This window comes from Anaerovorax odorimutans (assembly GCF_024459955.1).
GTDB lineage: Bacteria > Bacillota > Clostridia > Peptostreptococcales > Anaerovoracaceae > Hominibacterium > Hominibacterium odorimutans_A.
This window is the reverse complement of the sequence record NZ_JANFXK010000004.1, coordinates 161,267-186,799: the sequence shown is the minus strand read 5'-3', so window position 1 is coordinate 186,799 and position 25,533 is coordinate 161,267. Positions and strand designations below refer to the sequence as shown.

The following is a 25,533-nucleotide window of genomic DNA, read 5'->3' as shown; positions in this document are numbered from 1 at the left end:
CCGCAGCTAAAGAAAAGAGGGCATATCGCATTCAGTTTTGTCTGATGCGGTATGCCCTCTTTGACGTATGTAATCTTAAACGGTGATGGTATCCAGAAAGAAGGAAATGGCCGATACGGCGTAGTCCTCGGCTTTCTTCCTGTCACCGTCTTTGCTTTTATAGGAAAGAATTACCTTCTCAAACATTCCTTCAAGGGAAGAGATGTAGAACCAGGTAAGCTTTTTCGTATCCTCGTACTTTAACAGGCCCTTATCCAGCGCGTCATTGAAAATGTTCAGTATAATTTCGTCATCCAGTGAAAAACATTTGTCTAAAATCTTTTGATTCTCCTCACTGAATTCATTCCAGTATGTTTCGGGAGCAATGCGCCAGATGGGCATCTCTACGGTCGAGATAAACAGCTCACCGTATTTTTTCAGCTTTTCGATGGGATCGTCAATACCCTTTAATTCAGAATTGATTAAATCGATCCATTTGGCGTAGTTGGTGGTAAGGACACGGACAAAAATTTCCTCTTTACTTTTAAAATGCCAGTAAACGCTTCCCTTACTGATGCCGACCTGGGAAATAATATCGTTCATGGAAGTACCGGAATATCCTCTGGAAGCAAAAAGCTCCAGAGAGGAATCCAAAATCCGCTGCTTTGTATCCGATTTACTCTTCATAGTCCCCTCGCAATCGTGCATTTAATCATCCGTGAATAACAATTAATCATTTATGAATAACAGTTTAGCACAGACAAGGGGTAAAATCAATGGCGACAGCGGGGATGATCTGAGGCCGGCCTGCCGGAAAAGTCAGTCAGAGCGGCTGACACGAAAGGAATAAAAGACTGCCCGTCAGCAGACGGCAGCCTTACTTCTGAATGGTACTCAAAAACAGTTCAATACCTGAGGCAGCGTACTGCTCCAGGGTTTCGCAGTTATGATCGTGGTTTTTGTAGGAGAGAATAATCTTCTCAAACATGCCCTCCAGGCTGGAAATATAGATCCACATCAGTTTTTCCGAATTGTCTCCGATAATCAGGTCCCGATCAATGGCATCCTGAAAAATCTGCCGGATGATAATGTCATCCTGAGAAAAGCAGGCGTCGAGAATCTCCCGGTTTTCGGCGCTGAATTCGTTCCAGTAGGTTTCCGGTGAAATACGCCAGACCGGCATGTCGATGGTGGCGATGAACAGTTCGCCGTATTTGCGCAGCTTGTCGATGGGATTGTCAATAACGGCCAATTCCCTGTTGAGCAGGTCGATCCATTCCGCGTAGTTTTCCGTGATAACCTGCATGAAGATCTCTTCCTTGCTCTTAAAATGCCAGTAGACGCTGCCTTTGCTGATTCCCACCGCAGAAATAATATCGTTCATGGAGGTTCCGCCGTACCCTTTACTGGCAAAGAGCTCCAGAGAAGCGTTGACAATTTCCTGTTTTGTATTCCGTGCTGATTTCATAGCTGACCTCCAATGTCGTTTCGATAACTGTCAAAACATTTAAGCATAAAAAAAATAAAAAGTCAATTCGCAGAATTCCGTGTTGACAATATTCAGAAAATATTGTATTATTTCAATACCGACCGGTCGGTCTAGTAAATCAATTCGGTCGCCTGATTAAAACTTATCACCTGAAAACACCTTTAAATAATGAGGAGGAGACGACAATGGCAAGAACTTTAAAGAGCACACCGAAACAGGACGGATTCAGAATGCCGGGAGAATTTGAAGAACATGAACGTTCCTGGTTAATCTGGCCGGAGAGAACTGATACCTGGAGAGACGGCGGCAAGCCTGCGCAGAAGGTTTTCGTAGACGTGGCGACAAAGCTGGTAAAATACGAGCCGCTGACCGTACTGGTATCGGCAGCTCAGTACGAAAACGCGAGAGCAAGACTTCCGGAAGCAGTGAGAGTCATTGAAATGTCAACGGATGATGCCTGGACTCAGGATAAGGGACCCAGCTTTGTGATTAACGACAAGGGTGAAGTGAGAGGCGTCCACTGGGGCTGGAACGCTTACGGCGGACTGGAAGGCGGACTCTACTTCCCGTGGAAACTGGACTCTCAGGTAGGACAGAAGATTCTGGAAATCGAAAACTGCGACAGATACGATGCCACCGGCTTTGTACTGGAGAACGGCGCCACTCAGGTTGACGGCGAAGGCACGCTGATCGTAACGGAACAGGTATTCATGAACCACAACAGAAACGGCGATATGACGAAAGAGGAAACAGAAAAATACCTGAAGGAATACATGAACATCGACAAGGTGATCTGGCTGAAGCGCGGTATGGCCTTTGATGAAACGGACGGACATGTGGATGATGTATGCTTCTTTGCAAGACCGGGCGTAATCGTGCTGTCCTGGGTGGACGATCCGAAGCATCCGCAGTATCCGTGCCTCAAGGAAGCTTACGATATTCTTTCCAAGGAAACCGATGCCAAAGGAAGAAAGTTTGAAATTATCAAGATCCACATTCCGGAGGTTCTCTACATTACGGAAGAGGAAAACGACGGCATTGACATTTGTCAGGACGCGGCTTCAAGAGAATCGGGACTTCCGCTGGCTGTTACTTATATCAACTCTTATCTCATCAACGGCGCGGTTCTCGTTCCCCAGTTCGGAGATCCAAGGGATAAGGAAGCCATGGAAAAGATGCAGGAAATTTATCCGGACAGAGACATTGTTCCCATTTATACGAGAGAGTGGTCCCTGGCGGGCGGAAATGTTCACTGCATGACGCTCCAGCAGCCAAAGGCTCAGATCAAGTAGATAGTCGCAGCATCCTTTAGAGTGAGGAAAGGAGACCGGTATGGAAGAAAAAATATTACAAGACGGAACCCTGAATAAGGGGCTGAAAAAACTGCATGTACAAATGGTGGCTTTGGGCGGGGTAATCGGATCCGCTTACTTCTACGGAGTGGGCGGGTTCATAGAAATGACCGGGCCGGCAGCCTTTCTGGCCTTTGCGCTGGGAGGAATCCTGGTATTCTGCACCCTGTACTGCCTGGGAGAACTCCTGGTAGCGATGCCGACCACGGGCTCCTTTATCTCTTACTCCAGAGAATTTATTTCTGACGGGTGCGCGGCAGGCGTAGGGTGGACCTACTGGATCGCGATTATCGTATACATACCATCGGAGTGCATTGTAATCGGAACGATTCTCAATATGTATGTGCCGCAGATTTCCGTATTTGCCGGAGCGGTGCTGGGATGCCTTGTAATTACCATCATTAACCTGCGGCAGGTAAGCAACCTGGGCAAGATTGAATCCATTCTGGCTATAACCAAAGTAGCGGCTATCGTCGTTTTCGTCGTGCTGGCGGTTCTGATCGCCTTTGGCGTCATCGGCACCCATGAAGCGCCGGGAATGTCCAATATGGCGGGGCTGGGCGGTTTGTTCCCACTGGGCGTTATGGCGATCTTTGCCAATCTGTCCATCATTGTTATGAACTTTGCGGGAATCGAAATCGTCGCGCTGACAGCGGGGGAAACGGAAAATCCTGCTAAGGTTATGCCCAGCGCAGTAAGAGCGGGAGCCATTCGAGTGGTACTGCTGTTTATCATCCCCACTTTCTTGGTTACGGTGATTCTGCCCTGGACGACCTGCAGCTATGACACGAGCGCCTTTGCGGACGCGCTGGCGTATAACGGATTCGGCGGACTGTCCCATGTGTTCAATCTGATTATCATCGTCGCGGCGCTGTCCTGCGCCAACTGCAACCTCTATGCGGCGATCCGGGATATGTTCTCCATGTCCAAGGAAGGAATGTCCCCCGGTGTTATGGGAAGGACCACGAGAAAAGGCGTTCCCATCACAGCGGCTATCTTCTCGCTGGTGGTAGTTTGGATCATTCTGTTTATCTACTCCTTTGACAGCTCCGGCTCCTTCTATGCCTTCCTGCTTTCCGTATCGGGAATCGCGACGATTTTCTGCTGGACGGCAATCTGCATTTCCCAGCTGATCTTCAGAAGGAGACTGAAAGAGCATGGGCTGACTAAGAAAAATCTCAAGTTTCACACGCCTCTGTACCCGCTGCCCAATATCGTAGGGCTGATTATTCTGGCGCTGGCCTTTGGAATCACCGCCTACTACCCGGATACGAGAATCGCAGTGATTGTGGGAATTCCATGGTTCCTGATTCCGTACGTTATCTTTACGGTTATGAGCAAGAGCGGCAAATACAAGGTAAAGAAGGAGATTGACTTCGATCAGGTGCTGGAAGAAATTAAATCGGAAGATTACTTAAAGGATTAAAAAAATAGAACCCCGGAAATTTACCGGAGCATGAGGCTTCGGGTTTTCCGGGGTTTTTATAACAAGTCGTTATTGGAAACGTGTTGTAGATTTATATGAGGAGGAAGCAAATGAACAGCAATACAAAAACAGGACTTCCGTTAAAAGTAATGGTCGGGTACGGCTCGGCCGGGTATGCGACACTATTTACTTTCACAATCGTTATTACATACGGACTATATTTCTTTACCGACGTGGTGGGGCTGTCGGCGGGATTTGCCGGGATGCTGCTGAGCATCGGCACATTTGTCGACGCGATTACGGATCCGATGATCGGTACGATCAGTGACAAGCGAGATCCCGGAAAAGGGAGGAGGCGTCCATTTTTACTTGCGGCTGCAATCCCCTTTGGCATCGTCACCTGGCTCCTGTTTACGGACTGGGGATTCGGGCAGGCAATGTCCATGGTCTATTTTGCGGTTCTGATCATTATGTTTTACGTGGTACAGACTTTAGTCGATGTTCCTTATACGGCCCTGGGGTCCGAGATGACGCTGGACTACGACGAAAGAACGAAGCTCAGCTCCATCCGCTACTCCTGGGCTACGGTGGGCGGCATCGTGAGCGGATTTACAATGGCAATAACCGCGTATTTGGGCGAACTGTTTGATTCGGCCCGACTCGGGTGGTCTGTGGCAAATTTGATGTTCGGCGTGCTGTGCACGATAACGATTCTCATTGCCTGGAAGACTACCAAGGGGCGGGAAAGTACAGAAATGGCGGATGTGGAGCCTTTCAACCTGGCCAAGGCCTTTAAGGGGCCGTTTTCCAATAAGTCCTTTCGCCATGTGGCGCTTTCCTATCTGTTTGGAATCGTCGGACAGACCGTTGCGGTTTCCGTAACTGTTTATTACATGTCCTATAATTTGCAGCTGTCGGATAATCAGATTTCGGCGGCAATGGTAATTATGTGGGTAGTGGCCTTTTTCTGGATCGCGCTGACAAATCATATCGCCTTGAAATATTCAAAAAAGGCAGCCTGGAATTTTTCCATGGTCATCTGGATCGCGACCCTGTTCATCTTCGTATGGATAATCAATGCTCCGGGTAATGCCATTGCGGTATATGTCATGACCAGCATTTATGTAGTTGGCTACAACGCCATTTATCAGGTTACGTGGGCATCCATCCCCGATTGCGTTGAGGTGGACGAATTCCGGACAGGACAGAGAAAAGAAGGTCTTTATTATTCTATGGCTTCCCTTACTCAAAAATTGGGTTCGGCCATCGCAGTCGCCATCTGCGGATGGATCATCACCTGGATGGGATATGATCCCGGGCTGGCGGAGCAGTCGCAGACCACATTGACGGGGTTTGCCGTTTTATTATCGGCGGGAACCAGCTTTTTCCTGCTGTTATCCATTATTTCAACGGCCACAAATCCGATGACAAAAGAAAGACATGCGGCGATTAAAGAAGCAATTGCCCTCAAAGAGGCGGGGCAGCTATATTCAACAGAAAAATTTAAAGAGCTGTTATAGGAAAGGAGAGAATCATGGAATTTATTTTTAACGTGCCAAGCAAGATCATGTTTGGAGAAAATTACGCGGACAGCGTGGGTCAGTTTTTTAAGGAAGCCGAGATTGATAAAATTATGTGCATATATGATAAAGGCGTTAAAAGCACCGGCATTGTAGAACGGGTTCTTGGGAATGTCAGCGGCGAAGGGATTTCTGTGGTGGAATTCGATGAGGTGGTTTCCGATCCGCCTGCCGATCTCGTGGATAAAGCGGCCGGTATCGCCCGCAGTGCCAAGGTGAAAGGCGTGCTGGGAATTGGAGGCGGTAGCACCATGGACACGGCGAAGTGTGTAAATGCTTTGTTGGGCAATGAGGGAAACATCCTTGATTATTCCCACGATTATGACACGATGCGATATCCGGGCGGATATCTGATCTTGGTTCCGACAACCTTCGGCACCAGCAGCGAAGTAACGGACGGCGGCGTTTTAAGCGTGCCGGAGGAAAATCGAAAGGTGAGCATCTGGGGCAAACATTTGGGCGCTGATCTGGCAGTGATCGATCCGACTCTGGCCCTGGGCATTCCTAAAGGAATAACGGCTGCCACCGGTATGGACTCGCTGGCCCATGCGGTGGAGTCGTATATGTCGATGATCGCGACGCCCATTACAGAAGCCTTATCCCTGCAGGCGATCCGCACGATTACAGAATACCTGCCCAAAGCGGTAAATGACGGGCACAATCTTGAATATCGAACGGGCATGTGCCTGGGTTGTCTGACGGCCGGACTTGCCTTTAACAATGCTTTTCAGAATCAGGGACACGGGATTGCTCATCCCATGGGAGCCTATTGGCATATCCCCCATGGAGTTGCCTGCGCGATCGCGCTGCCCTTCTCAATCAAAGACAACGTACATGCTATGCCTGAAAAGGTGAAAACAATTGGCGAAATTATGGGATTGGAAATTCCTGACGATATGGATATTGACGATTTGGGCACGCTGGTTGCGGCAGCCGTGGAAAAACTGGCGGAGGATGTCGGTATTCCCAACTTAAAGGAATTGGGCGCTGACCCTGAGCTGATCCAAACGGTAGCGGAGGCGGTAAAGTCGGAACCGGACCAATATACCTATCCACACGTTCCCAAAACAGAGGATATTGTAAACTTCCTGCGTAGCAATCGCGCCGGCAGCGGTCAAAAACATCAAAATATCAATACCTGTAAAGAAACCATATAATATTGATATTTTTACAGCGCTTTGGGGAAATAGAAGCGGCGAAATATCAATGGAGGGTATTTGATTTGACCCGGGCAAGTCGGAGGACTGCCTAAATCATTGAAGTAATCAGATCTACGGTCTTATCGACACCGACTTTTCCGGTATCGATACAAAGATCGTAGTTTTCCGCAAGGCCCCACACCTTTCCGGTATAATATTTATAATGGGAGGCCCTCTCACGGTTGACCTCTTTTACGCGCTTCTGAGCGTCAGCCTCTGAAAAACCTTCGCGGGCCATGATCTCCTGTACCTTGTGGGCCTCCCCCGCATAAAGAAAAATTCGCTTTACGTTGGCAAGCTCCCGGCAGATATAGTCCGAACACCGCCCAACGATGACACAGCTGCCTTTTGCGGCGGCATCAAGGATTACCTGCTTTTCCGCTTCATAGACCTCATCCAGTATGGGCTGCTGCTCGGAGAACTCGTAGAATTGGGAGAACATGTCATACAGAAAGATGCTGGACAGCTTCTGGTCTTTTTTCTCAACCTCCGATTCCGCCATGTGAAGCCGCTCAGCGGTTTTAGAGATAATTTCTCTGTCATAAAAGGCAAAATTCAGCTTTTCCGCTACCTGCTTCGCTATCTGTCTGCCGCCGCTGCCGTATTCTCTGGCAACGGTAATAATGACGGGCTCCTGCCCGCAAACGCCGGGTGCCTGCGGCGCGGCCGCTTTCGCTTCCCTTTGCGCCTTGGAATAGAAGAAGGTTCTCTCCACCCGGGCGCCGATTTTTCTTTTCAGGAAACGGGCAATCATTCCCACAAGGACCGCGGCAATAATGGTGCCTTCCCGCACACCGGCCAGCTCGCGAAACAGAATCAGACTCATAATTGCAGCGGAGATGGCCATAGAGGAGTCGAACGCCACTTTTGTTTTTCCAAAATCCGTGTGAAAGGTCTTGGATATGGCGTTGACAAAGCATTCTCCCGGCAGCATGACCACATCGGCCACGATTTCCATAAAGACACCAAACCCCAGGATTGCGCAGCCCAAAAGCAGGCATAGGAATTTGACGATATAAGTTTCCGGTGCCAGGGCGTTCAGCAGGTACATGGTCAGGTCGATGAACCCGGAAAACAGAAAAGAGATCGGCAGCTGCAGCCAATATTGTTTGGGAAAGTTTTTCCGCAGCAAAATGAGCTGAATGATAATCAGCACAATACTCATATATAAGGTAAACATGCCCAGGGTTGGCGTAAAGGCCAGGCTCAGAGTATAGGGCACGCTGGAAATCGGGGATGTCCCGAGGGAAGCTTTGGTGATAAAGCTGATTCCAAAGGAGTTGATAAACAGCCCCAGAAAAAAGAATATGTAGCGTTTCAATAATTCAATCTTACTCATTGCAGCACCTCGATATCCGTCATTTTACCGCAGAACTCGGAGAGGGTGCGGATCAATTCTTCCTGCCTGTCGGCGCTGAGATCCCGCAGCAGCTTTTCCTCGCACTTTTTAAAAGCAGACATGACTTCCTCCTGCCGCTTCCAGCCCAGGGGGGTGAGATAAATATGAAATGAACGGCGGTTGCCATCCTTTGTTTTTCTTTCGATGAGTCCCTTTTGTTCCATCCGATTGAGCAGGCCGGTCAGTGTGGCAGGGTCGATCTGGCAGCCCGTGGCGATAGCTTTCTGCACGCTGCCATCGTGCCGCCCCAGGTAATCCAGAATCTTGGGCTGGCCAGCGGTAAGCTCCAGGGAAGAAAGCTCCCCAAGAACCTGTTTTTGAAACAGGGAATGAACGATCATCAATAAATAATGTAAGCTGGTATCCATTGAGTCAGTAATCCTTTCTTTAATAAACTATTGGTATACAAATTATTTGTATACCAATAGTTTAAAACAAAAATGAATTTTGTCAAGAGTGGATTTCTCGCATCCACTGGGCAAACCCGCAGCCGGTCAGGCGGTAACTTTTCACGATTTTTTCAAAAAGTTACGCACTTTTCAAGGATTCCGCGGCCTCCAAAACGCCCATCAGCACAGATTTTCACTTTTTACGGTTTCGGATGCCCGCAAACCCACAACTTTGCGTAACTTTGCATTAATTTTTTCGAAATGTTACCGCAGCCCATTGCCGCAGTTTGCGATCCAAGTCCTCAATTTCCCGCAACGCCGCTTCCAATCGGGGAAAATAGTGTGCTATAATATACGGGAATTTGTCATTGAATACCAAGGAGGATGCTAGATATGACCGGGTTCCTGATTCTGATCGGCTACGGCCTGGTGCTGTGCCTGATTTATTTATATCTGAAAAATAAAAAACGTATTGACAGACGCAGCGTCAGGAATATGATCTTTGCCGGCGGAAAGGCAAAAGACAGCACTTTGATTTTCAGCGTGCTGGCGGCATGGATGTGGACAACCTCTGTTTTTGGCGCCTCCGAAGCCTATCTCTTATACGGTATCTGGGGACCGCTGGGATACGTGGTCGGAGCATGTATCGCCTTTGGGCTGTTTGTTCCAGTTCTGTGCAGTTTGAGAAACAGGATGCCCGAGGCGGTTACTTACCTGGATTTTTTAGAAAAACGGTACTCGAAAAGAACAAAGATTTTTTTCTACATCTTTGCCTTTGCGGTTTCGGCCTACGTTTTGATCGAGCAGGCGGTAGGGGTGGCTTATCTTCTGGAAAACCTTTTCGGCAGTTCTTTTAAATGGGCGGCTTTCTGCAGCGTCATGCTGGCGGTAGCTTTTATCTGCCTGGGCGGAATGAAAGGCTTGCTGACCAGTGAAAAAATCACTTCCTGGGTCATTATTGGCGGGTTCGCAGTGCTGGCAGTCCTCCTTATCCGGCACGGGAGTCCCGAAGGCGACCCGATCAAACCGCAGCTGGAAGGAAGCCGGACAATGGCCGCGGTGTTTATTCCCGCAGCCCGGTATTTTGTAATGGCCATTGTGATTGCCTTCGGTCAGCTGGTGTTCGACCCGGCTTATTATATAAAGGGAAAGCTGGCCGCGGATACCCGTCAGCTGAAAAAAACCTATCTCATCGGAGGCATTCTCCTGTGGGGGAGCCTGTCGCTGATCAGCTCATTGTATCTGGGCAGAGCCTCGATTGTTTCCAGCAAGGACACCGCCGAGCTGTTTACAGGAACCGTGGCCGTGATCTTTGCCATTGTGATTACCTTTATTGGTATCAGCACGGTTGCCCACTATCTGATGGGCATGCTGGGCATCTTTGCCACGGATTATTATAAATCGGTGCTGCGGCCCCAGGCCTCGGAAAAAGAAATGCTGGTGTTCGGCAGGGTGATGACTGTAGCCATAGGTGTATTCTGCGCACTGGTAGCTATTTCTTTGGAGGACATCAGTCTTCTGACCATCGACGTTTTCTGTGCCATTTTCTTTGCAGCCCCCTGCGGCCCGCTGATTATAGGGTTTCTCGCTCGAAAAAACTTCGGCAACCTGCCCATTGCGGCAACCTCGCTGGGGATTATCGCAGGACTTTTGATCTGGATCGCCGTGCCCTCGGATAACCAATGGGATCAGTTTCTCGGGATGGCGGTTTCCCTCTGCGTGCCCATTATTCTCATGATGCTGGGCAGCCTGTTTGCAGGTAAAAAAACACAGGAAGATTGAGGAAGCACGGCGCAGTATGGAATTACAAAAATAAACTGTTTCTTTGGAAGATGGCCCTGTCCACTTTAGTGGATGGGGCTTTTTTCGTGTTATTTAAACATAAAAATACCCCAAAAATTGAATTGTAAATTTCAGAAAATACTGTATTTTATAAGTGTGAACTTTTAAAAGATTCAATTAATATCATTTTATTTTCAGGCCAAGGAGGTAGTCTTATGAAATCATTTACATTCCGCGATGAAAACGGAAAATTTTACTTCGGATGGTGGATTGTCCTGGCGGCAGCCATCTTCTGCGGGCTGGTCTACAGCGGCATTGTCTCGGTTACAGGCGTATTTCTGATGCCGGTCACCCAGTCGCTGGGTCTGCCGGTAGCAGGTTATTCTTTCTACATAACCATCATGTCCCTGACAAACATCGTGACTTTGCTGTTCATTTCCAAATATCTCAACGAAAGGAACATTAAAAAAATCATGATCGTTGCAGGGATTCTGGGAATCGTTTCCTTTATCGGGTTTGCCATGGCGAAATCTCTGATGTGGTTTTACATTTTTGCGATTCCCCAGGGCTTTTGCTTCGGCGCCTTCACCATGACCCCGTGTCAGATTCTGGTGAGCAACTGGTTTGGCGAGAAAGCCAGAGGAAGAGCTATGAGTATTTTCCTGGCCATCATGTCCATCATTACCGTAATTCTGATGAATGCTTTGAACTATGTGATTCTTTCCTATGGATGGAGAACCGGGTACGTGATCCTGGCGGTATGCGTTGCGATCTGTGTGCTGATTGCTTTCAAGGCTGTCGTATGGAGCCCGGCGCAGAAGGGAATCAAGCGAGTGGGAGATCTGGATGAAAGCGAAATGGCAGCTATGCAGCAGGGGGAAGTGTCGGGAATCGGATTTGCGGCCGCACTGAAAAAGCCCATCACCTGGCTGGCCTTCATATCCTGCACTCTGGCTGTTATTGTATCCAGTTCAATTCTGCAGCACGGCATCGCCACCATGGTAATCGGAGGCATTTCACAGACAAAGGCTACCGCGCTCATTTCAACCATGTCTTTAGTCATGATTGTTACAGGACCGATCATCGGTATAATTTGCGATAAGTTCAGACTGTCGGTAGCAGCTGCGGGGACTGCGCTTTTCTTCGCTCTGGCTGTGTTTGGCCTGGCCTATACTGGTACAGCGGCCTGGGGCACCCCGGTTTTCATGATCGGATATATGTTCGGCGTTCCGGCCATCAACATCATCTCGCCTTTGATGATGAGCCATATGTACGGAGAAAAAGAACTGGGAAGGCTGATTGGATACGTCAATGTATTTGTCGGCATCGGCGGTGCCATCGGAGCCACAGCAGTAGGCGTACTGTATCAGACCTTTGGCGCATATCACATACCTTGGCTGATTATGACAGGCGTGCTGGTTGTGGTAGCCATTATCAGAGGTATCTGCACATCTTCCAAGAGAAAATACACAGAACTGAAGGAACAGTAGAAAGAGGGGATCACTATGTTTTCACAAAACAATACGGCGGATCTGATTTTGCGGGGCGGACAAATTTACTCCATTAATAGCAGCGGAAAGCGGGTGGAATACGAGGCCATGGCAGTCTCAGGAGAAACCATTCTGGCTTTGGGTACCAATGAGGACATGAAACCGCTGATCGCTGAAAAAACGAAAATCCTCGATCTGGAAGGAAAGACGGTGCTGCCGGGTCTGGCTGATTCCCATCTCCATGCGTCCATGACCGCAGAACTGATCTTTGATTTTGATCTCAGAGGTGTGGAATTCACGCCGGATAAGACCCGGGACGATTACATCCGGGAATATCAGGAAAAAATTAAGGCTTATGTGGAAAACAATGGGGATGTGGCAATTGTCCGGGGGTCGGGCTGGAATCCGACTCTGTTTGTTTCCGATCCTATGGGGCAGCCTATGGCTGCGGATATCGATGCAGTCTGCCCGGACATTCCGGTAATCCTCCGCTCCTTTGACCACCACTATCTCTGGGTTAACAGCAAGGCCCTGGAGCTGGCCGGAATTACAAAGGACACTCCGTCGCCACGCAACGGCGTTGTGGAAAGAGGGCCCATAGGCAACCCCTCCGGAATTTTTCAGGAAACGACGGCCATCGATCTGCTGCTTCGCAATTTGCCCGGGGCCGACTATTCGGTCGAGGAATATAAAGAGGGAATCAAATACTACCAGACTAAGTTCGGCAGTCTCTACGGCAATACACTGATCTTCGATGCCTATTGCAGCGAAAACGCCAGGAAAGCTTACATGGAGCTGGAACAGGAAGGGGCGCTGAACCTGCGGGTGAGATCCTCCTTTTACGCGGACCCGTCCCTTCCTGCCGAACAATTTGACACTATCATCGCGGAGAAAGACAGGTACTGTTCCGACGGATTTACCATCAGGACGGTCAAATTCTTTATCGACGGGTCGGGCCTGACATTTTTCCTCAATGAGCCTTTTGAAAAGGAATGGCTGGAGAGCATCGGCATGGAAGAGGGCTACCGGGGCTATGCCCAGTGGACTCAGGAGGAACTAAACGAATATTTTCTCAAACTGGACAGCGCCGGACTGCAGATTCATCTTCACTGTATGACTGATGGGGCCGTCCGCATGGCCCTGGATGCGTTTGAATACGCGGCCGGGTTTAACGATATCCGAAAGAACCGCCATACCATTACCCATATCATGCTGGCTGACGAAGCGGACATCCGCAGGATGGGAGAGCTGGGCATCATCGCCGCCATACAGCCCATGTGGGCCATCGCCGACAGCATGAGCGAGGAAGCGGGGGCAGCCATGCTGGGTGAGGAGCGGATACACAGGACGTATCCCTTCGGCTCGCTGAGAGCTTCCGGCTGCCGGATCAGCTGCGGCACCGACTTTCCGGTCACCATCCCGCCCAGTCCCTTTATCGGAATACAGACAGGCATGACCAGAGAAATCACACCGGCTCATCCGGAATATCAAAAATATAAAGGGATTTCTCTGGGCGCGGAAAAAGAAAAAGTGTCATTAGACGATATGATAGAAGGATACAGTATTTCCAGCGCCTATCAGTGTTTTCTGGATGAGCGGACCGGGTCGCTGGAAAAAGGGAAATCGGCGGATTTTGTCCTACTGGATAAACGGATCACAGATGTCAGGAAAGAGGAAATTGAAACGCTGAAAGCAGAAAAGACATTTTTTAAAGGCAGAGAGGTTTATTCGCTATGATTACGTTACTGAGAAATGCGCAGGTGTTTACTGCAGAGGAAGAGCAGCCGTATGCGGAGGCCGTTGCCTATGAGAATGAACGGCTGATCTATGTGGGAAAGGACGATCCCAAGGAGTGGGGCCGGCTAGTCGGTGAAGAGGCCCGGATTGTCGATCTGGGCGGGAAGTTTGTTCTGCCGGGATTTATCGACAGCCACATCCATCCGGCAGCAGTGGCCATGAGCAACTGGCACATCAAAGTCCCCATGTTTGAGCGGGCCGGGGAACTCTTGGCATATATCAAAGCCTACGCAGCCGATCACCCGAAAGAAGAGATCCCGTTCCTCTATTTCGAATATTATCCGACCAATATGTTCAGTGCGGACGGGCCGACAAAAGAGCTTTTGGACACGGCAGTCAGCGACCGGCCGTGTCTCTGCCAGGACTTTGGCGACCACATGCACTGGGTCAACTCTAAAATGCTGGAGCTGATGGAGGTGGATGCGCGTACGCCGGACCCGGTACCCGGTCTGGAAATGTTTGTGCGCGATGAAGAGGGCAATCCTACCGGCTGGGTAAAGGAAAGGGCCTGGATGTCCTTTGCAGATAAAATGTATGAAAAAATCGGCTGGAAACCGCCGGAAGAAATTACGGAGAAGTCCCTGGGAACAGTTCTGAATTTTTTTAAAGAGAACGGAATTACGGCGCTGTTCGATGCCGTCGTTGAAAGTGAGGAGCAGCTGAGCGTGCTCCGGGCTATGGACGATGGGGGCAGGCTGAAGCTGTATTATGACGGAGCGGTGCGCTTCCGGTCTTTTGCCGATCTGCCGGAAAAAATTGCCGTTCTGCGGGAGTATCAAAGGAAATATGGCAGCCGTCATATCAAACTGCAGACCATGAAGCTGTTTTTAGATGGGACCAATGAGTCGGGAAACGGCGCCTATCTGGAGCCGCATATCAACGACCCTTCGGAAGCCAATTACGGGGAAATCAAGATGGAGGAGGAAGAGCTGAAGCGCTGCTTTCTGCTCTGTAATGAGGAAGGGCTGGATGTGCACCTGCATATTGTAGGGGACCGGGCCTTCCGCACCGGCTGGAAGGCTGCAGCGGCGGCAAAAAAGGAAGCGGCGGCCCGGGGAAAGGAGTGGGTTTCCCAGATTGTATTCGCCCACTGCGAGTTGGTGGACCCGGCGGATATGGAAAAGCCCGCTCAGCTGGGCATCCGCGTTAATTGGAGCTGCCATTGGTCCGGCGGCTACTTTGGCGATGATGCCAAGCACTTTATCTCCGAAGAAAAGTGGAACAATATGTATCAATTCAATCCTATGCTGGCCGCGGGAACACAGGTGGCGTTTTCCAGCGATGTGATAACCTATTATGAGCTGGACCGGGCCAATCCGTTTTTCGGCATACAGGTGGCCAATACCCGGATTGATCCGCAGTTCCCGCTGGACCCTGAGGTTTATCCCGGCAGCGTGCGGCCGCCGGAAAACGGGCGTCTGTCTTTGGAGGTGCTGCTCAGGGGTTACACAATTGCCGGGGCAGAGCAGCTTCACTGGGAGGAAATCATGGGCAGTCTGAAACCCGGCAAGCTGGCTAATCTCTGCATTGTTTCAGAAAATCCGTTTTCCGTGGAGCCGGGGAAGATCAAGGATATTGAATTCCATTCCGTTGTTTTTGAAGGAGAGGTGATCTGGGGAAGATTATCTGACGGAAATACAGATTCCCATCAGGGAGGTGTGATATGAAAGAACGTATGAAGCTGCCGGAGGCAGCGCTGGAGCATTTGTTTTATATCGAAGTAACGCTTCACAAAGAAGAGTATAAGGTGGGCGATGTGGGCAGGGGCGATCTGGTCATCTGTCCCATTTCCGGAGGAAGGTTCGAGGGTGAAAAGCTGCGGGGTCAGGTGCTGGATTTCGGTGCGGACTGGAATCTGATGTATCCCAGCTATCTCAACTGCGTGGATACCCGCTATCTTTTGAAAACTGACGATGGCGCACTGATTTCTCTGTCCACCGTCGGGCGGGCGGCGATAAAGCCGGAGCAGGACGCGGCAATGGAGCGGGGTGAGTATGTGGACCCGGACGACTACTATTTTCGTCAGCACCTGCTGTTCGAGACCGGCGATCCGCGGTATCAGTGGCTCAACGCGGCCTGCTGCTTCGCCGTGATCGGCATAAAGGACATGCAGACGATCGTTTACGATGCATATATGGTAAAGTAAGGACAATGCAAAAGATACGGCGCGGTTCCAATCAAGGGGCTGCGCCGTATCTTTTTGTATTACGCTGTATTGTATCCGGTTTTGAGCGCTCCTGCCGATCAGGCGGCGCGTCTTTTGGAAACGCTCCTGCCCACAAGGCAGAGTACGATGAGAACTGCCATCAGAACCAGGGAGGCGACGCCCACAAAGGTGAACCCCCGTGTGAACATTCCGGTAAGGAGCAGAGAAAAGGTGGTACCTTCTCCGGTGTCCTGAATGTAGCTGCTGAGCATGTTGCTGGAGGTCCCCAGAAGCAGGAATACGGAGCCCAGAATAAAGCTGACGAAAGCCCACCAGATATAGCCCAGCTTGCTGCCCCAGAACAGAGCAATCAAAATAATTCCTAAAATCAGACAAACGGCACAGAGGGCTATTCGTATAGGCGTCCCCAGGAAAGTCTGCACCTGAGAAATGGCTGCCAGCTCACTGCTGCCCATGGTTGAATCGTCTTCCAGGACCGGGAGGGTGTTGTTGATCTCGTTTACGATCTCGGGGCCATTTTTATTTACATATTTTAGCACCTGTTCCTTCTGACTGTCGGAAATGGCGACGCCGGTCTGTGAAGACAATTCGTTCAGACTGTCCTCCGCCAGTCGATTGAGATCTTCCAACGTAAATTGACTGAACTGCTCTCCGTACAGGACGGAATTAATCGCGGATGAAGCGTATTGGCCGATGGCGTTTGTTGCGGTGTCGGTCCCCATCGCCTGCAGGAGGAAGCTCTGGACTTTTTTGTCCGCGTCCTGATCGGAAGCGGCCAGAGCCTGTTCATAGATTTCTTTGGTGAAATTGGTCTCCTGAATAGCCTTTGTCACAGAACCCGCAGAAAACGAGCGGTCGCAGGCGAATGCTCCCATCAACAGTCCCTGCGTGCAGAGGAGCAGGAACGATACGATCAACGCCACAAATACTTTTAATACTTTCATAATGTTTATCTCCTATTTGTTTTTATATATTCATCAAGCCGGCGCTTCATTTCTTCCATAGCCTCGATGTGCCTGGTGGATTTCACGCCGGGAAAAGCTTTCAGCAATCTGCGCTGCCCGTAAGTAAGCTTTTTCTCCAATTCTTTTCTGCGAATTTCCAGCTGGGCCTTTTCTGCGGATACCTTGGCCTTGAATTCTTCGGTTTCTTCCCTGGCCTTTTCCGCCTCTTCCCTGGCCCTGACCGCTCCTTCGTAGAGAGCCTCGGTAAGGTCGTCGGAAATCTCTTTTAGTTTGGCTGCGCCCTCGTCGATTCGCCTCAGCTCCCGGTTGAAGCCGATCATAGTCTTGACAGTTGCGGCGCAGTCCGTGATAAAGGCCGCGCCCAGGAGGGACAGGAGCACAATCCCTAATGTGTGCGGAACCAGGGATGCCAGCCAGGCGATGGTTGGGTGAACAATATATACAACGAACACACATGCGAACCCCCACATGATGGAAAAGCGGGGACAGATGTAACCTCCGATATTGAACGGTTCATCTGAGTAGTCCCACCATTTTTGGTGAAAAAGCTTTTCCAGGACAAAGCCGGTGATCCATTCCAGTAAAGAACAGAGAACAATGGATGCGAAAAACAGAGCCAGTCCGTGGGAAGCCAGAGGCTCCAAAAGCCAGACCACGCTGACCACTCCCACGCCGTAAATCGGGCATATCGCTCCGTTGAGAAAGCCCCGATTGACTAATTTCCCTTTGCTCAGAGCCTGAAAGCATACTTCCGTGCACCACCCCAGAAAGCCATATATAAAAAAGAAAGCTGCAAGCTCGTAAACGGACAAATCCATAAAAATCCCCCTTCTCTTGGAGCCTATTATACCACAGCAGAGAAAGCCTGTGAAAGACATAAACGAAAAGATAACTAAATAATGGAAAAATATGGTTGACAAAAGGGCAAAGGCACGTTATGATATGGAAAAGAATGTAAATGTAAAAATATTACATGGAGGGAGAAGCGGCAATGGAAATGGAGCACATGCAGCAAAAGAATGATCCAAGGACTGAGATAGAATCCATGCTTACGGAAATCAGACAGGAGACTTTCCGCGCAGGCTACCGGGAAGGGCGCATCGAGGCCAGAATATCCATAATCAGACGGATGCGGAGAATGGGCATGGAGTGGCCGATGATCGAGCAGATTACGGGACTGAGCTGGCAGGACTACCGGGAGCTGCAGGAATACTGGCCCGCGCAGACCTCCTGAAGGGCGCGGAGCTGTGGTATATTAAGAATGATAAGGGAGGTGTTATCATGAACGGACAGCGTTTATTCATTGCAGTCAATTTTAACGAAGAAACGAAACGGCAAATGCGGAAGATCGCTTGTACCCTGAAAAAATATATGAAACGGGGAAGCCTGACCCGCAGGGAGAATCTGCATTTAACATTGGCTTTTTTAGGCGAGGTGGCGGAGGATCGTGTATACGATGTAAAGTGTGCTATGGATACCATCGACTGCTCCGCTTTGGAGCTGCGCTTTAACCGGATCGGAAGTTTTTCCCGGGGAGCGGAGAGTCTCTTTTGGCTGGGGGCTCTGGAAAATCAGCAGTTGACAGAAATGCAAAAAGAGCTTATCTGCCAGCTGCGACAGAGAGGCTTTCAGCCGGATGGAAAACAATTTCGCCCGCATGTCACCCTGGCAAGGCGTGCGGTCATGGACAGCGGCTTTCAGTTGGAAACAGTCAATGAAGAGCTGCCGGAGATAACACAGCGGATCGACCGCATCAGCCTGGTGCGGTCAGAACGGATCAAAGGAATTCTTACCTATACGGAGATTTATTCCGCAGAGTTTTGATACGGTTGCCAAATTTTTATATTATTCCGATGAATGGGAAATATCATTCCGCAAGCATTGCTATTATTCCGAATAGAGGGTATACTGCTTTTGAAGCGAGGTGCAAATCTATGTTTATGACAGTAAAAGAAACTGCGGAAAAATGGGGTATTTCAGATAGAAGAGTACGGGCCCTATGTTCGGCGGGGAAAATTCCGGGAGTTACCCGTGAGGGACGCAGTTGGATGATACCGGCAGATGCGGAGAAGCCGGAGGATGGGCGCTATAAAACAGCGGAGAGTCTGCTGGAGATGATCGACAGAAAGAAAGCGGAGCTGGATACCAGACGGCCACTGACGGAGGGAGAAGTGGAACGGCTGACAGAAGAGTTTGTAGTGGAGTACACTTACAATTCCAATGCAATCGAAGGGAACACGCTGACGCTTCGTGAAACCGATATGGTGCTGCGTGGTTTAACCATTGACCAGAAACCGCTGAAGGATCATATGGAGGCGGTTGGTCATAAAGAGGCTTTCCAGTTTGTGCAGGAGCTGGTGAAAAAGCAGGCGCCTTTATCCGAGAGAATCATCAAGCAGGTCCATTATCTTGTGCTGGCGGATAAAAGAGAGGACCGCGGCGTTTACCGGAGAGTGCCTGTGAGAATTATGGGAGTAAAGCATGATCCGGCACAGCCTTATTTGATTCAGCCGAAGATGGAACAGTTGCTGGAAAGCTATCGGAACAATACAGGGCACATCATTTCGAAACTGGCAAGGTTTCATATCGAGTTTGAGCGAATTCACCCCTTTATCGGCGGGAACGGCCGCACTGGGCGATTGCTTGTAAATCTGGAACTGATGAAAGCAGGATATCCGCCCATTGATATTAAATTTACGGACCGGGTGGCGTATTATAGGGCTTTTGATGAGTATCAGGCAAAGCATAAGGCGGATGGGATGGAGAAACTGTTTGCCGGATATGTGAATGCGAGGCTGGACGGGTATTTGAGGATGTTATAGGGGCAGGGAAGAATGAGTGGAAGATATGAAACTCCGTTGCTGCGGCGGTACGAGTGTCGCAATTTAGTACGTGTAACAATAATACGGCGTTATTTTTAGGCAGATGCCCATTTCTATTTGTTCCATGGATTTGTATAATGGTTTTAAAACAATTTTATGGGACAGGAGGCATCCGCTCAGCAGCGGATGCTCCCAACGGAGGTAGGAAAATGAAAAAAAGCGCCGGCACCAGCAGATCATGTTCCACACTGATCGCGCTTCAAAGTGCCACTAAACAGGGAGATATTATCTTTGGCAAGAACAGCGACCGTCCGGTCAACGAATCACAGCCGCTGGAATATTATCCGCCTGCGGATCACAGGCAGGGAGATATGGTACAATGTACCTATATTAAGATTCCCCAGGTCAGACATACCTACGGATATATCGGCTCAAGACCATATAATATTTTCGGTTTTGAACACGGAATCAATGAAAAAGGTGTCATGATCGGCAACGAGGCGGTTACGGGCAGAGAAACGCCGGAACGCCAGTGGGGACTGATCGGCATGGACATGCTCAGGCTGGCTCTGGAACGTGCGGACAGCGCGGCAAAGGCCGTGGAGATTATCGGCGAACTGCTGGAAACCTACGGAACAGGCGGGGACCCGCTGATCCGCCCGCAGTATTTCAACGCCAACTATATCATAGCTGACTGTGAAGAGGCATATATGTTCGAATCCTGCCAGCGGATGTGGGCTGCCAGGAAGATCGAACATGTAGGGCACATTGGAAATATCTACGCACTGACCGATGACTATCAAATGATCGGCAGCAAGGTAATTGAAGAGGCCTCCCAAAAGGGATGGTGCAGAAAAGAGGACCGCATCAACATCAGCCAGACCTTCTCCATCTCCGACTGTGATTACGAGGATGGCGAAGCATATTTCCGGTATATCCGGCAGGAGGAGCTGATGACGGGGAGAGAGCCCTTTACCGTAAAAATGATGATGAATAATCTGAGAGATCATTACGATGCCGATTACCGCAAGCCGCTGCCTTACGATATCGCCACTTCCAAGATGCCGACGATCTGTTGTCATCCGGGCGGAATGAACGGCTGCGCGTCCGCGGCCAGCGTAGTGTGCTCCCTGGATAAAAACGCAGAGGATCCCTTTAAGTTTGTCTACTGGGGGAGCATGGCGCCTCCGTGCTGCTCGATCTTTACGCCGAAGTTCAATATAGGATGGATTCCGCAGGAGCTGGCCATTGCTGACGGCATGTACAGTGCCAACAGTCCGTGGTGGACTTTCACACAGCTGGAACGGTATATCGCTTTGAGCTACGATGACTTCGCTCCGCTGGCAAAGGAAGTCTTCCTGCCTATGGAAGACCAGTTTATTCAGCAGGTGGAAAACGCGAAAAAAGAATATGACGGAAATCAGGAGAAACTGAAAAATCTGTCACAGGAGGCCTTTACCCAGAGTCTGGAGGCGGCAAAAGCCCTGACTGAAAAGATCAAAAAACAGCTGCCCCATACGAGAATCAACTATCTGATGCTGGATTATTTCAGGGATTCAGCCGCGGGATGCGGAATGCCGTACGATCAGAGTTTGATAGAAAGGGTAGAAAAATGAGCAGTAACGGACTGAAACAGCATAAGGTAGGGGTAATCGGTATTGTAGGGATGATCTATGCCATGACTGCGGCAGGAGCCTACGGGATTGAAGATATGATTTCCGCTTCGGGGCCGGGCATGACAATCATCATGCTGCTCGTTCTGCCGCTGGTATGGGCTTTCCCCATTGCGCTGGCCTCCTGTGAGCTGGGATCGGCAATTCCCGATGAATGCGGATTTTACAGATGGGTACAGCGGGCGCTGGGTGAATTCTGGGGATTCCAGATCGGCTGGCTGAAAAATATCGGCATATATATCAATGTAGCGGTATTTGTGGTATTGGCTACGGACTATCTGGCTTCTTACATAGGGATGAACCATATCCAGAGCTATATCTGCAAAATCGTCATTATCGCTGTTTTCACATGGATTAATCTGAGGGGCGTAAAAGACGTGGCGATTGTCAGCTCTATTATTTCGGGTGCGATCCTGGTGGCCTTTGCGGGCATTGCCATTATCGGATTTTTGAACTTCTCCCAGAATCCCTTTGAACCGGTGATCGCTACAGGTCAGACCGCAATTGGCAGCATTGGTTCCAGCATAGCCATCGGCATGTGGATGTATGCCGGCTACGAGTCCATGTCCAGCCTGGCGGGAGAACTGGAAAATCCGCAGATCATACCAAAGGCAATTATCATAGCGCTGCCCCTGATCATAGGCACCTATGTGCTGCCGACCGTCGCTTCCCTTGGGTCCATCGGCCAGTGGGAGGACTGGGGCTCCAACGGCGTTTCCTATGTGAACGTGGCTATGCAGTACGCACCGGCTTTTGGCGTGGCGTTTATGCTGGTGGCTTTTATTTCGAACATTTCCATGTTCAATGTATATCTGGCCTCAGGAGCAAGGGGATTTTTCGTAATGGCGGAAGACAATCTGGCGCCGAAAGCGTTGACAAAGTGCGATAAGAAACACGGCGTACCTTATGTGGCGATTCTGAGCCTTGCGATTGTATCTATGGTTTTATGCGCTTTTAACTTTGATATTCTGGTTACGATCGTAGCTCTGTTCAACCTGGGACTCTATTCACTGATTATGATTTCTCAGATCGTTTTGCGGCGGACCGAGCCGGATCTGCCAAGGCGCTACAGGATCCGCCTGGGAAAAGTGGGCACGGACATCTTCTGCGCCATACCGGTAATCGTAGCTTTCATTGCGCTGTATATAAATGGAGCCGATTATTTTGTACTGGGGCTTTTGGGGATGATCAGCGGGCCGATCGCCTATATCCTGTTTAAACGGGCCTATGGAGGGCTGTATAAGAACGATCCGCAGAAGTATCCCATCAACAATCGTACGAAGCTGGCAGTGGGAGATACAAAACGCCTGGCTTTCGCCTTTGGGCTTCTGGCAGTGCTGATGATTATTGGAAGACTGTTTTTGCCCGGATATGAAGACCCGGCATATTATGCCGAAGTCTATGGACCAGCAACAATTTTTGATACGTTCATGCTGCTCATTGCTGTAGCGGCAGGCCTTTGCGCGGCGGCAGCTATCGTATGCGGCGTAATGTACAAGAAGTTGGAATCAAAGGATGTAAAGAATGGATAGAGAAACTCCGACACAAGAAAAATATTTTTTAATGCCGGACTCATTTAAGGGGACGATGGACGCCATTGAAGTCTGCCGGATCATGAAAGCCTCGATTCTGAGGCACGATCCGGCGGCCCAGGTCATCAGCGTGCCCATCGCCGATGGCGGTGAAGGAACCGTGGACTGCTTTCTTCATGCCTTTGGCGGAAAGAAAAGAACGGTGCGGGTAACCGGCCCTTACGGAAAGCCCATGTGGGCCTGCTACGGAAGGATCGGGGAGACCGCAGTTGTGGAAATGGCCGCCGTATCGGGATTTTCCAAAGGAAAAGAGGGAAAAAACGATCCTTCGGCGGCAACTACTTACGGAGTGGGAGAGTTAATGAAGGCCGCCGTGTCCGACGGTATGAAAAAAATCATACTGGGTCTGGGAGGAAGCTGTACAAATGACGGCGGCGCGGGGATGGCGGCAGCGTTGGGAGTAAAGTTTTACGATGCGAAAGGGGAGGAGTTTATCCCTGCGGGGAAAGACCTTGACCGAATTTGCCGCATAGATACCGCAGAGTGCGAAAGAACGCTGAAAGGCGTGGAAATTGAAGCCATGTGCGATATTGACAACCCGCTTTACGGGCCCAATGGAGCGGCCTGCGTCTTTGCTCCGCAGAAAGGCGCGGATCCTGATATGGTGAAAAGGCTGGACCAGAATCTGCGGGTTTACGCACGGCGCATCCTGGAAGCAACCGGAATTGACGTCTCCCTGCTCACAGGAGGAGGAGCCGCAGGAGGAATGGGGGCGGGAGCCTCTGCGCTTCTGGGAGCGGAGCTGAAGCAGGGGATTGATGTGATCCTTGATCTGCTGAACTTTGAAACGATCCTCAGAGAGTGTAAAGTGATTTTTACCGGCGAGGGACAATTGGACCGGCAAAGTCTGGGCGGAAAGGTCGTAGTAGGTATAGCCAGACGCGCCAGGAAAGCGGAAGTTCCCGTGATTGCAGTGGTGGGAACTGTAAAAGGAGACGTATCGCCAATTTACGATTTGGGAGTGGAAAAAGTCTTTCAGACAGATCCCGGCATTTACAGGAGTGAAGAAGAGCTGAAGAAAAACTGCCGCAGGGACCTGGAAAGGACAATGGATCGGGTCCTGACGCAGATGTGAGAGGAGTCCCTTTACTTGAGGAAAAGAGGTTGATATAATACTTGAGGCGTGAGGAACAGCGCAGCGCCGGGGAGGGAACTGAAATCGACATCAATCAGATCATTATTTATATTATGGTATTTTTCGCGCTGCTGGGCGCAGCCGATTATATCGCGGGAGACCGGTTCGGACTGGGCGGTAAATTCACAGAGGGCATTATGGCTATGGGGCCGCTTACGATCTCTATGGCGGGACTGCTTGTTTTGACGCCGGTAATTTCAAGGTATCTGGGTCCGGTGATCGTACCGGTCTTTCAGAAAATCGGCGCTGATCCGGCGATGTTTGCCGGTATTCTCTTTGCCATTGATATGGGCGGCGCGCCTTTGGCGGCAGAGATGACAGCTGACGCGCAGGCCGCGGCTCTCGGAGGAATCATAACCGGTTCCATGCTGGGGGCTACGATCGTCTTTACAATACCGGTTGCTCTGGGCATCGTGCGCGGCGAAGACCGCCAGATTCTGGCAAAAGGTATCCTGACCGGACTGATTACAATTCCCCTGGGAGTGATTACGGGCGGATTGACTGCCGGATTTTCAGCAGGGATGGTGTTGAGAAATACCATCCCTATTGCTGTTATTTCTCTGGCTATTGCTTTTGGAATGTGGAAGTGGGAAAAAAGGCTGATTACAATTTTTGTGTGGTTTGGCAGGTTTATTGTGACTGTCAGCATCATCGGCCTGGCGCTGGGGCTTGTTGACCAGCTTACAGGTTTTGCGGCCTTTGAGGGTATGACTTCTCTCAAAGAAGTATTTCTTATTATAGGAAATATCGCCATCCTGCTGGCCGGGGCCTTTCCGCTGGTGCATTTGATCACCCGTCTCTTTGAAAAGCCGCTGATTAAGGCAGGCCGCCTTCTGGGGATCAACCGTCCTGCCGCGGCCGGATTCCTGGTCAGCCTGGCCAACAGCATTCCCATGTTCGGTATGCTGAAAGACATGGACCCCAGGGGAAAGGTTATGAATATGGCATTTGCTGTTTCAGGCGCGTTTGTTTTGGGGGATCATCTGGGATTTACCGCCAGCTACAGCCCGCAGATGATCGTGCCTCTGCTGGCGGGCAAACTGACGGCGGGAGTAACGGCCGCCGCGCTGGCCTGTCTTTTGTCGAGGAGACAGAAAAGCCAAAAAGACGAATAAAGGACAAAAAGGCGAACAATATAGCCTGTATGCCGATTAAACGTTCGATGTACTTCAAAAAAACTTCTTTTTTTCGCCCATTCTTCATTGAACAAGTCGCCCAAAGATGCTAAAATTATTCCGTAAACTGAGTAAAAACCGACAAAAAGGCGAACAATATTTGCCTATGATACCAAAAATGT

Annotated in this window: 22 protein-coding genes; 16 read left to right on the top strand and 6 right to left on the bottom strand. The window is 50.0% G+C overall.

Going from position 1 to position 25,533, the window contains the following annotated elements:
* Positions 1-75: 75 nt before the first annotated feature.
* A complete protein-coding gene (locus tag NE619_RS05605) occupies positions 76-666 on the bottom strand; it encodes a TetR/AcrR family transcriptional regulator (protein ID WP_256131388.1) in 591 nt (196 codons plus the stop codon).
* A gap of 190 nt (positions 667-856) precedes the next feature.
* Complete coding sequence (locus NE619_RS05600; RefSeq protein ID WP_256131387.1) at positions 857-1,447, bottom strand: TetR/AcrR family transcriptional regulator; 591 nt, start codon at positions 1,445-1,447, stop codon at positions 857-859.
* A gap of 206 nt (positions 1,448-1,653) precedes the next feature.
* On the opposite strand from NE619_RS05600, the gene aguA reads away from it, so the two are divergent.
* The 4 genes from aguA (at position 1,654) to NE619_RS05580 (ending at position 6,983) form a co-directional block, all read left to right on the top strand.
* A complete protein-coding gene (gene aguA / locus NE619_RS05595) occupies positions 1,654-2,760 on the top strand; it encodes an agmatine deiminase (RefSeq protein WP_256131386.1) in 1,107 nt (368 codons plus the stop codon).
* A gap of 40 nt (positions 2,761-2,800) precedes the next feature.
* A complete protein-coding gene (locus NE619_RS05590; protein ID WP_256131385.1) occupies positions 2,801-4,246 on the top strand; it encodes an amino acid permease in 1,446 nt (481 codons plus the stop codon).
* Positions 4,247-4,356: 110 nt separating this feature from the next.
* The gene (locus NE619_RS05585) at positions 4,357-5,766 is read left to right on the top strand and encodes an MFS transporter (protein WP_256131384.1); all 1,410 of its coding nucleotides are present in this window, start codon (positions 4,357-4,359) and stop codon (positions 5,764-5,766) included.
* A 14-nt stretch (positions 5,767-5,780) separates the two neighbouring features.
* Positions 5,781-6,983: an iron-containing alcohol dehydrogenase gene (locus NE619_RS05580; RefSeq protein ID WP_256131383.1), complete on the top strand. Its 1,203-nt coding sequence runs from the start codon at positions 5,781-5,783 to the stop codon at positions 6,981-6,983.
* Between the two features lie 91 nt (positions 6,984-7,074).
* On the opposite strand, the gene NE619_RS05575 is transcribed toward NE619_RS05580, so the two are convergent.
* Together NE619_RS05575 and NE619_RS05570 are read right to left on the bottom strand one after the other, a co-directional pair.
* The gene (locus NE619_RS05575) at positions 7,075-8,364 is read right to left on the bottom strand and encodes a cytidylate kinase family protein (RefSeq protein ID WP_256131382.1); all 1,290 of its coding nucleotides are present in this window, start codon (positions 8,362-8,364) and stop codon (positions 7,075-7,077) included.
* Positions 8,361-8,792 (bottom strand): MarR family winged helix-turn-helix transcriptional regulator, encoded by a 432-nt coding sequence (locus NE619_RS05570; protein WP_256131381.1) that lies wholly within the window; start codon positions 8,790-8,792, stop codon positions 8,361-8,363. The genes NE619_RS05575 and NE619_RS05570 overlap by 4 nt, the downstream gene beginning before the upstream one ends.
* 414 nt (positions 8,793-9,206) lie before the next feature.
* On the opposite strand from NE619_RS05570, the gene NE619_RS05565 reads away from it, so the two are divergent.
* From NE619_RS05565 to NE619_RS05545, 5 genes are all read left to right on the top strand, one after another.
* Positions 9,207-10,595, top strand: coding sequence for a sodium:solute symporter family transporter (locus tag NE619_RS05565; RefSeq protein WP_256131380.1), 1,389 nt, complete (start codon positions 9,207-9,209; stop codon positions 10,593-10,595).
* A 215-nt stretch (positions 10,596-10,810) separates the two neighbouring features.
* Positions 10,811-12,085 (top strand): MFS transporter, encoded by a 1,275-nt coding sequence (locus NE619_RS05560; RefSeq protein ID WP_256131379.1) that lies wholly within the window; start codon positions 10,811-10,813, stop codon positions 12,083-12,085.
* Positions 12,086-12,100: 15 nt separating this feature from the next.
* Positions 12,101-13,822, top strand: a complete 1,722-nt coding sequence (locus NE619_RS05555; RefSeq protein WP_256131378.1) for an amidohydrolase — start codon at positions 12,101-12,103, stop codon at positions 13,820-13,822.
* Entirely contained in the window at positions 13,819-15,549 is a 1,731-nt protein-coding gene (locus NE619_RS05550) for an amidohydrolase (RefSeq protein WP_256131377.1), read from the top strand. Before NE619_RS05555 ends, NE619_RS05550 begins: the two co-directional genes overlap by 4 nt.
* Positions 15,546-16,028, top strand: coding sequence for a DUF3237 domain-containing protein (locus tag NE619_RS05545; RefSeq protein WP_256131376.1), 483 nt, complete (start codon positions 15,546-15,548; stop codon positions 16,026-16,028). The genes NE619_RS05550 and NE619_RS05545 overlap by 4 nt, the downstream gene beginning before the upstream one ends.
* A gap of 98 nt (positions 16,029-16,126) precedes the next feature.
* Here NE619_RS05545 and NE619_RS05540 read toward each other — a convergent pair whose 3' ends face one another.
* Positions 16,127-16,993 carry a hypothetical protein gene (locus NE619_RS05540; protein WP_256131375.1) on the bottom strand — a complete coding sequence of 289 codons (867 nt, stop codon included), beginning with the start codon at positions 16,991-16,993 and terminating at the stop codon, positions 16,127-16,129.
* Positions 16,994-16,998: 5 nt separating this feature from the next.
* Positions 16,999-17,832, bottom strand: coding sequence for a putative ABC transporter permease (locus NE619_RS05535; protein ID WP_256131374.1), 834 nt, complete (start codon positions 17,830-17,832; stop codon positions 16,999-17,001).
* A 173-nt stretch (positions 17,833-18,005) separates the two neighbouring features.
* Between NE619_RS05535 and NE619_RS05530 the strand changes: the two genes are divergently transcribed.
* From NE619_RS05530 to eutH, 7 genes are all read left to right on the top strand, one after another.
* On the top strand, positions 18,006-18,248 hold the full coding sequence (locus tag NE619_RS05530; protein ID WP_256131373.1) for a hypothetical protein: 243 nt from the start codon (positions 18,006-18,008) through the stop codon (positions 18,246-18,248).
* 47 nt (positions 18,249-18,295) lie between these two features.
* Positions 18,296-18,838, top strand: a complete 543-nt coding sequence (gene thpR, locus NE619_RS05525) for an RNA 2',3'-cyclic phosphodiesterase (RefSeq protein WP_256131372.1) — start codon at positions 18,296-18,298, stop codon at positions 18,836-18,838.
* A gap of 110 nt (positions 18,839-18,948) precedes the next feature.
* Positions 18,949-19,836, top strand: coding sequence for a DNA-binding protein (locus tag NE619_RS05520; RefSeq protein ID WP_256131371.1), 888 nt, complete (start codon positions 18,949-18,951; stop codon positions 19,834-19,836).
* Between the two features lie 209 nt (positions 19,837-20,045).
* Positions 20,046-21,452: a C69 family dipeptidase gene (locus tag NE619_RS05515; RefSeq protein WP_256131370.1), complete on the top strand. Its 1,407-nt coding sequence runs from the start codon at positions 20,046-20,048 to the stop codon at positions 21,450-21,452.
* Positions 21,449-23,041, top strand: a complete 1,593-nt coding sequence (locus NE619_RS05510) for an APC family permease (RefSeq protein WP_256131369.1) — start codon at positions 21,449-21,451, stop codon at positions 23,039-23,041. Before NE619_RS05515 ends, NE619_RS05510 begins: the two co-directional genes overlap by 4 nt.
* Positions 23,034-24,176, top strand: coding sequence for a glycerate kinase (locus tag NE619_RS05505; RefSeq protein ID WP_256131368.1), 1,143 nt, complete (start codon positions 23,034-23,036; stop codon positions 24,174-24,176). The genes NE619_RS05510 and NE619_RS05505 overlap by 8 nt, the downstream gene beginning before the upstream one ends.
* A 41-nt stretch (positions 24,177-24,217) precedes the next feature.
* Positions 24,218-25,351 (top strand): ethanolamine utilization protein EutH, encoded by a 1,134-nt coding sequence (gene eutH, locus NE619_RS05500; RefSeq protein WP_305146581.1) that lies wholly within the window; start codon positions 24,218-24,220, stop codon positions 25,349-25,351.
* The last annotated feature ends 182 nt before the right edge of the window (positions 25,352-25,533 follow it).

Excerpts from the sequence above, each read along its gene's own strand:
- NE619_RS05535 (WP_256131374.1), bottom strand. The coding sequence starts at position 17,832 with ATGGATTTGTCCGTTTACGAGCTTGCAGCTTTCTTTTTTATATATGGC.
- thpR (WP_256131372.1), top strand. The coding sequence starts at position 18,296 with ATGAACGGACAGCGTTTATTCATTGCAGTCAATTTTAACGAAGAAACG.
- NE619_RS05585 (WP_256131384.1), top strand. The coding sequence starts at position 4,357 with ATGAACAGCAATACAAAAACAGGACTTCCGTTAAAAGTAATGGTCGGG.
- aguA (WP_256131386.1), top strand. The coding sequence starts at position 1,654 with ATGGCAAGAACTTTAAAGAGCACACCGAAACAGGACGGATTCAGAATG.
- NE619_RS05515 (WP_256131370.1), top strand. The coding sequence starts at position 20,046 with ATGAAAAAAAGCGCCGGCACCAGCAGATCATGTTCCACACTGATCGCG.
- NE619_RS05510 (WP_256131369.1), top strand. The coding sequence starts at position 21,449 with ATGAGCAGTAACGGACTGAAACAGCATAAGGTAGGGGTAATCGGTATT.
- NE619_RS05530 (WP_256131373.1), top strand. The coding sequence starts at position 18,006 with ATGGAAATGGAGCACATGCAGCAAAAGAATGATCCAAGGACTGAGATA.
- NE619_RS05540 (WP_256131375.1), bottom strand. The coding sequence starts at position 16,993 with ATGAAAGTATTAAAAGTATTTGTGGCGTTGATCGTATCGTTCCTGCTC.
- NE619_RS05555 (WP_256131378.1), top strand. The coding sequence starts at position 12,101 with ATGTTTTCACAAAACAATACGGCGGATCTGATTTTGCGGGGCGGACAA.
- NE619_RS05550 (WP_256131377.1), top strand. The coding sequence starts at position 13,819 with ATGATTACGTTACTGAGAAATGCGCAGGTGTTTACTGCAGAGGAAGAG.
- NE619_RS05565 (WP_256131380.1), top strand. The coding sequence starts at position 9,207 with ATGACCGGGTTCCTGATTCTGATCGGCTACGGCCTGGTGCTGTGCCTG.
- NE619_RS05560 (WP_256131379.1), top strand. The coding sequence starts at position 10,811 with ATGAAATCATTTACATTCCGCGATGAAAACGGAAAATTTTACTTCGGA.
- NE619_RS05605 (WP_256131388.1), bottom strand. The coding sequence starts at position 666 with ATGAAGAGTAAATCGGATACAAAGCAGCGGATTTTGGATTCCTCTCTG.
- NE619_RS05600 (WP_256131387.1), bottom strand. The coding sequence starts at position 1,447 with ATGAAATCAGCACGGAATACAAAACAGGAAATTGTCAACGCTTCTCTG.
- NE619_RS05590 (WP_256131385.1), top strand. The coding sequence starts at position 2,801 with ATGGAAGAAAAAATATTACAAGACGGAACCCTGAATAAGGGGCTGAAA.
- NE619_RS05520 (WP_256131371.1), top strand. The coding sequence starts at position 18,949 with ATGTTTATGACAGTAAAAGAAACTGCGGAAAAATGGGGTATTTCAGAT.
- NE619_RS05505 (WP_256131368.1), top strand. The coding sequence starts at position 23,034 with ATGGATAGAGAAACTCCGACACAAGAAAAATATTTTTTAATGCCGGAC.
- NE619_RS05580 (WP_256131383.1), top strand. The coding sequence starts at position 5,781 with ATGGAATTTATTTTTAACGTGCCAAGCAAGATCATGTTTGGAGAAAAT.
- NE619_RS05545 (WP_256131376.1), top strand. The coding sequence starts at position 15,546 with ATGAAAGAACGTATGAAGCTGCCGGAGGCAGCGCTGGAGCATTTGTTT.
- NE619_RS05575 (WP_256131382.1), bottom strand. The coding sequence starts at position 8,364 with ATGAGTAAGATTGAATTATTGAAACGCTACATATTCTTTTTTCTGGGG.
- NE619_RS05570 (WP_256131381.1), bottom strand. The coding sequence starts at position 8,792 with ATGGATACCAGCTTACATTATTTATTGATGATCGTTCATTCCCTGTTT.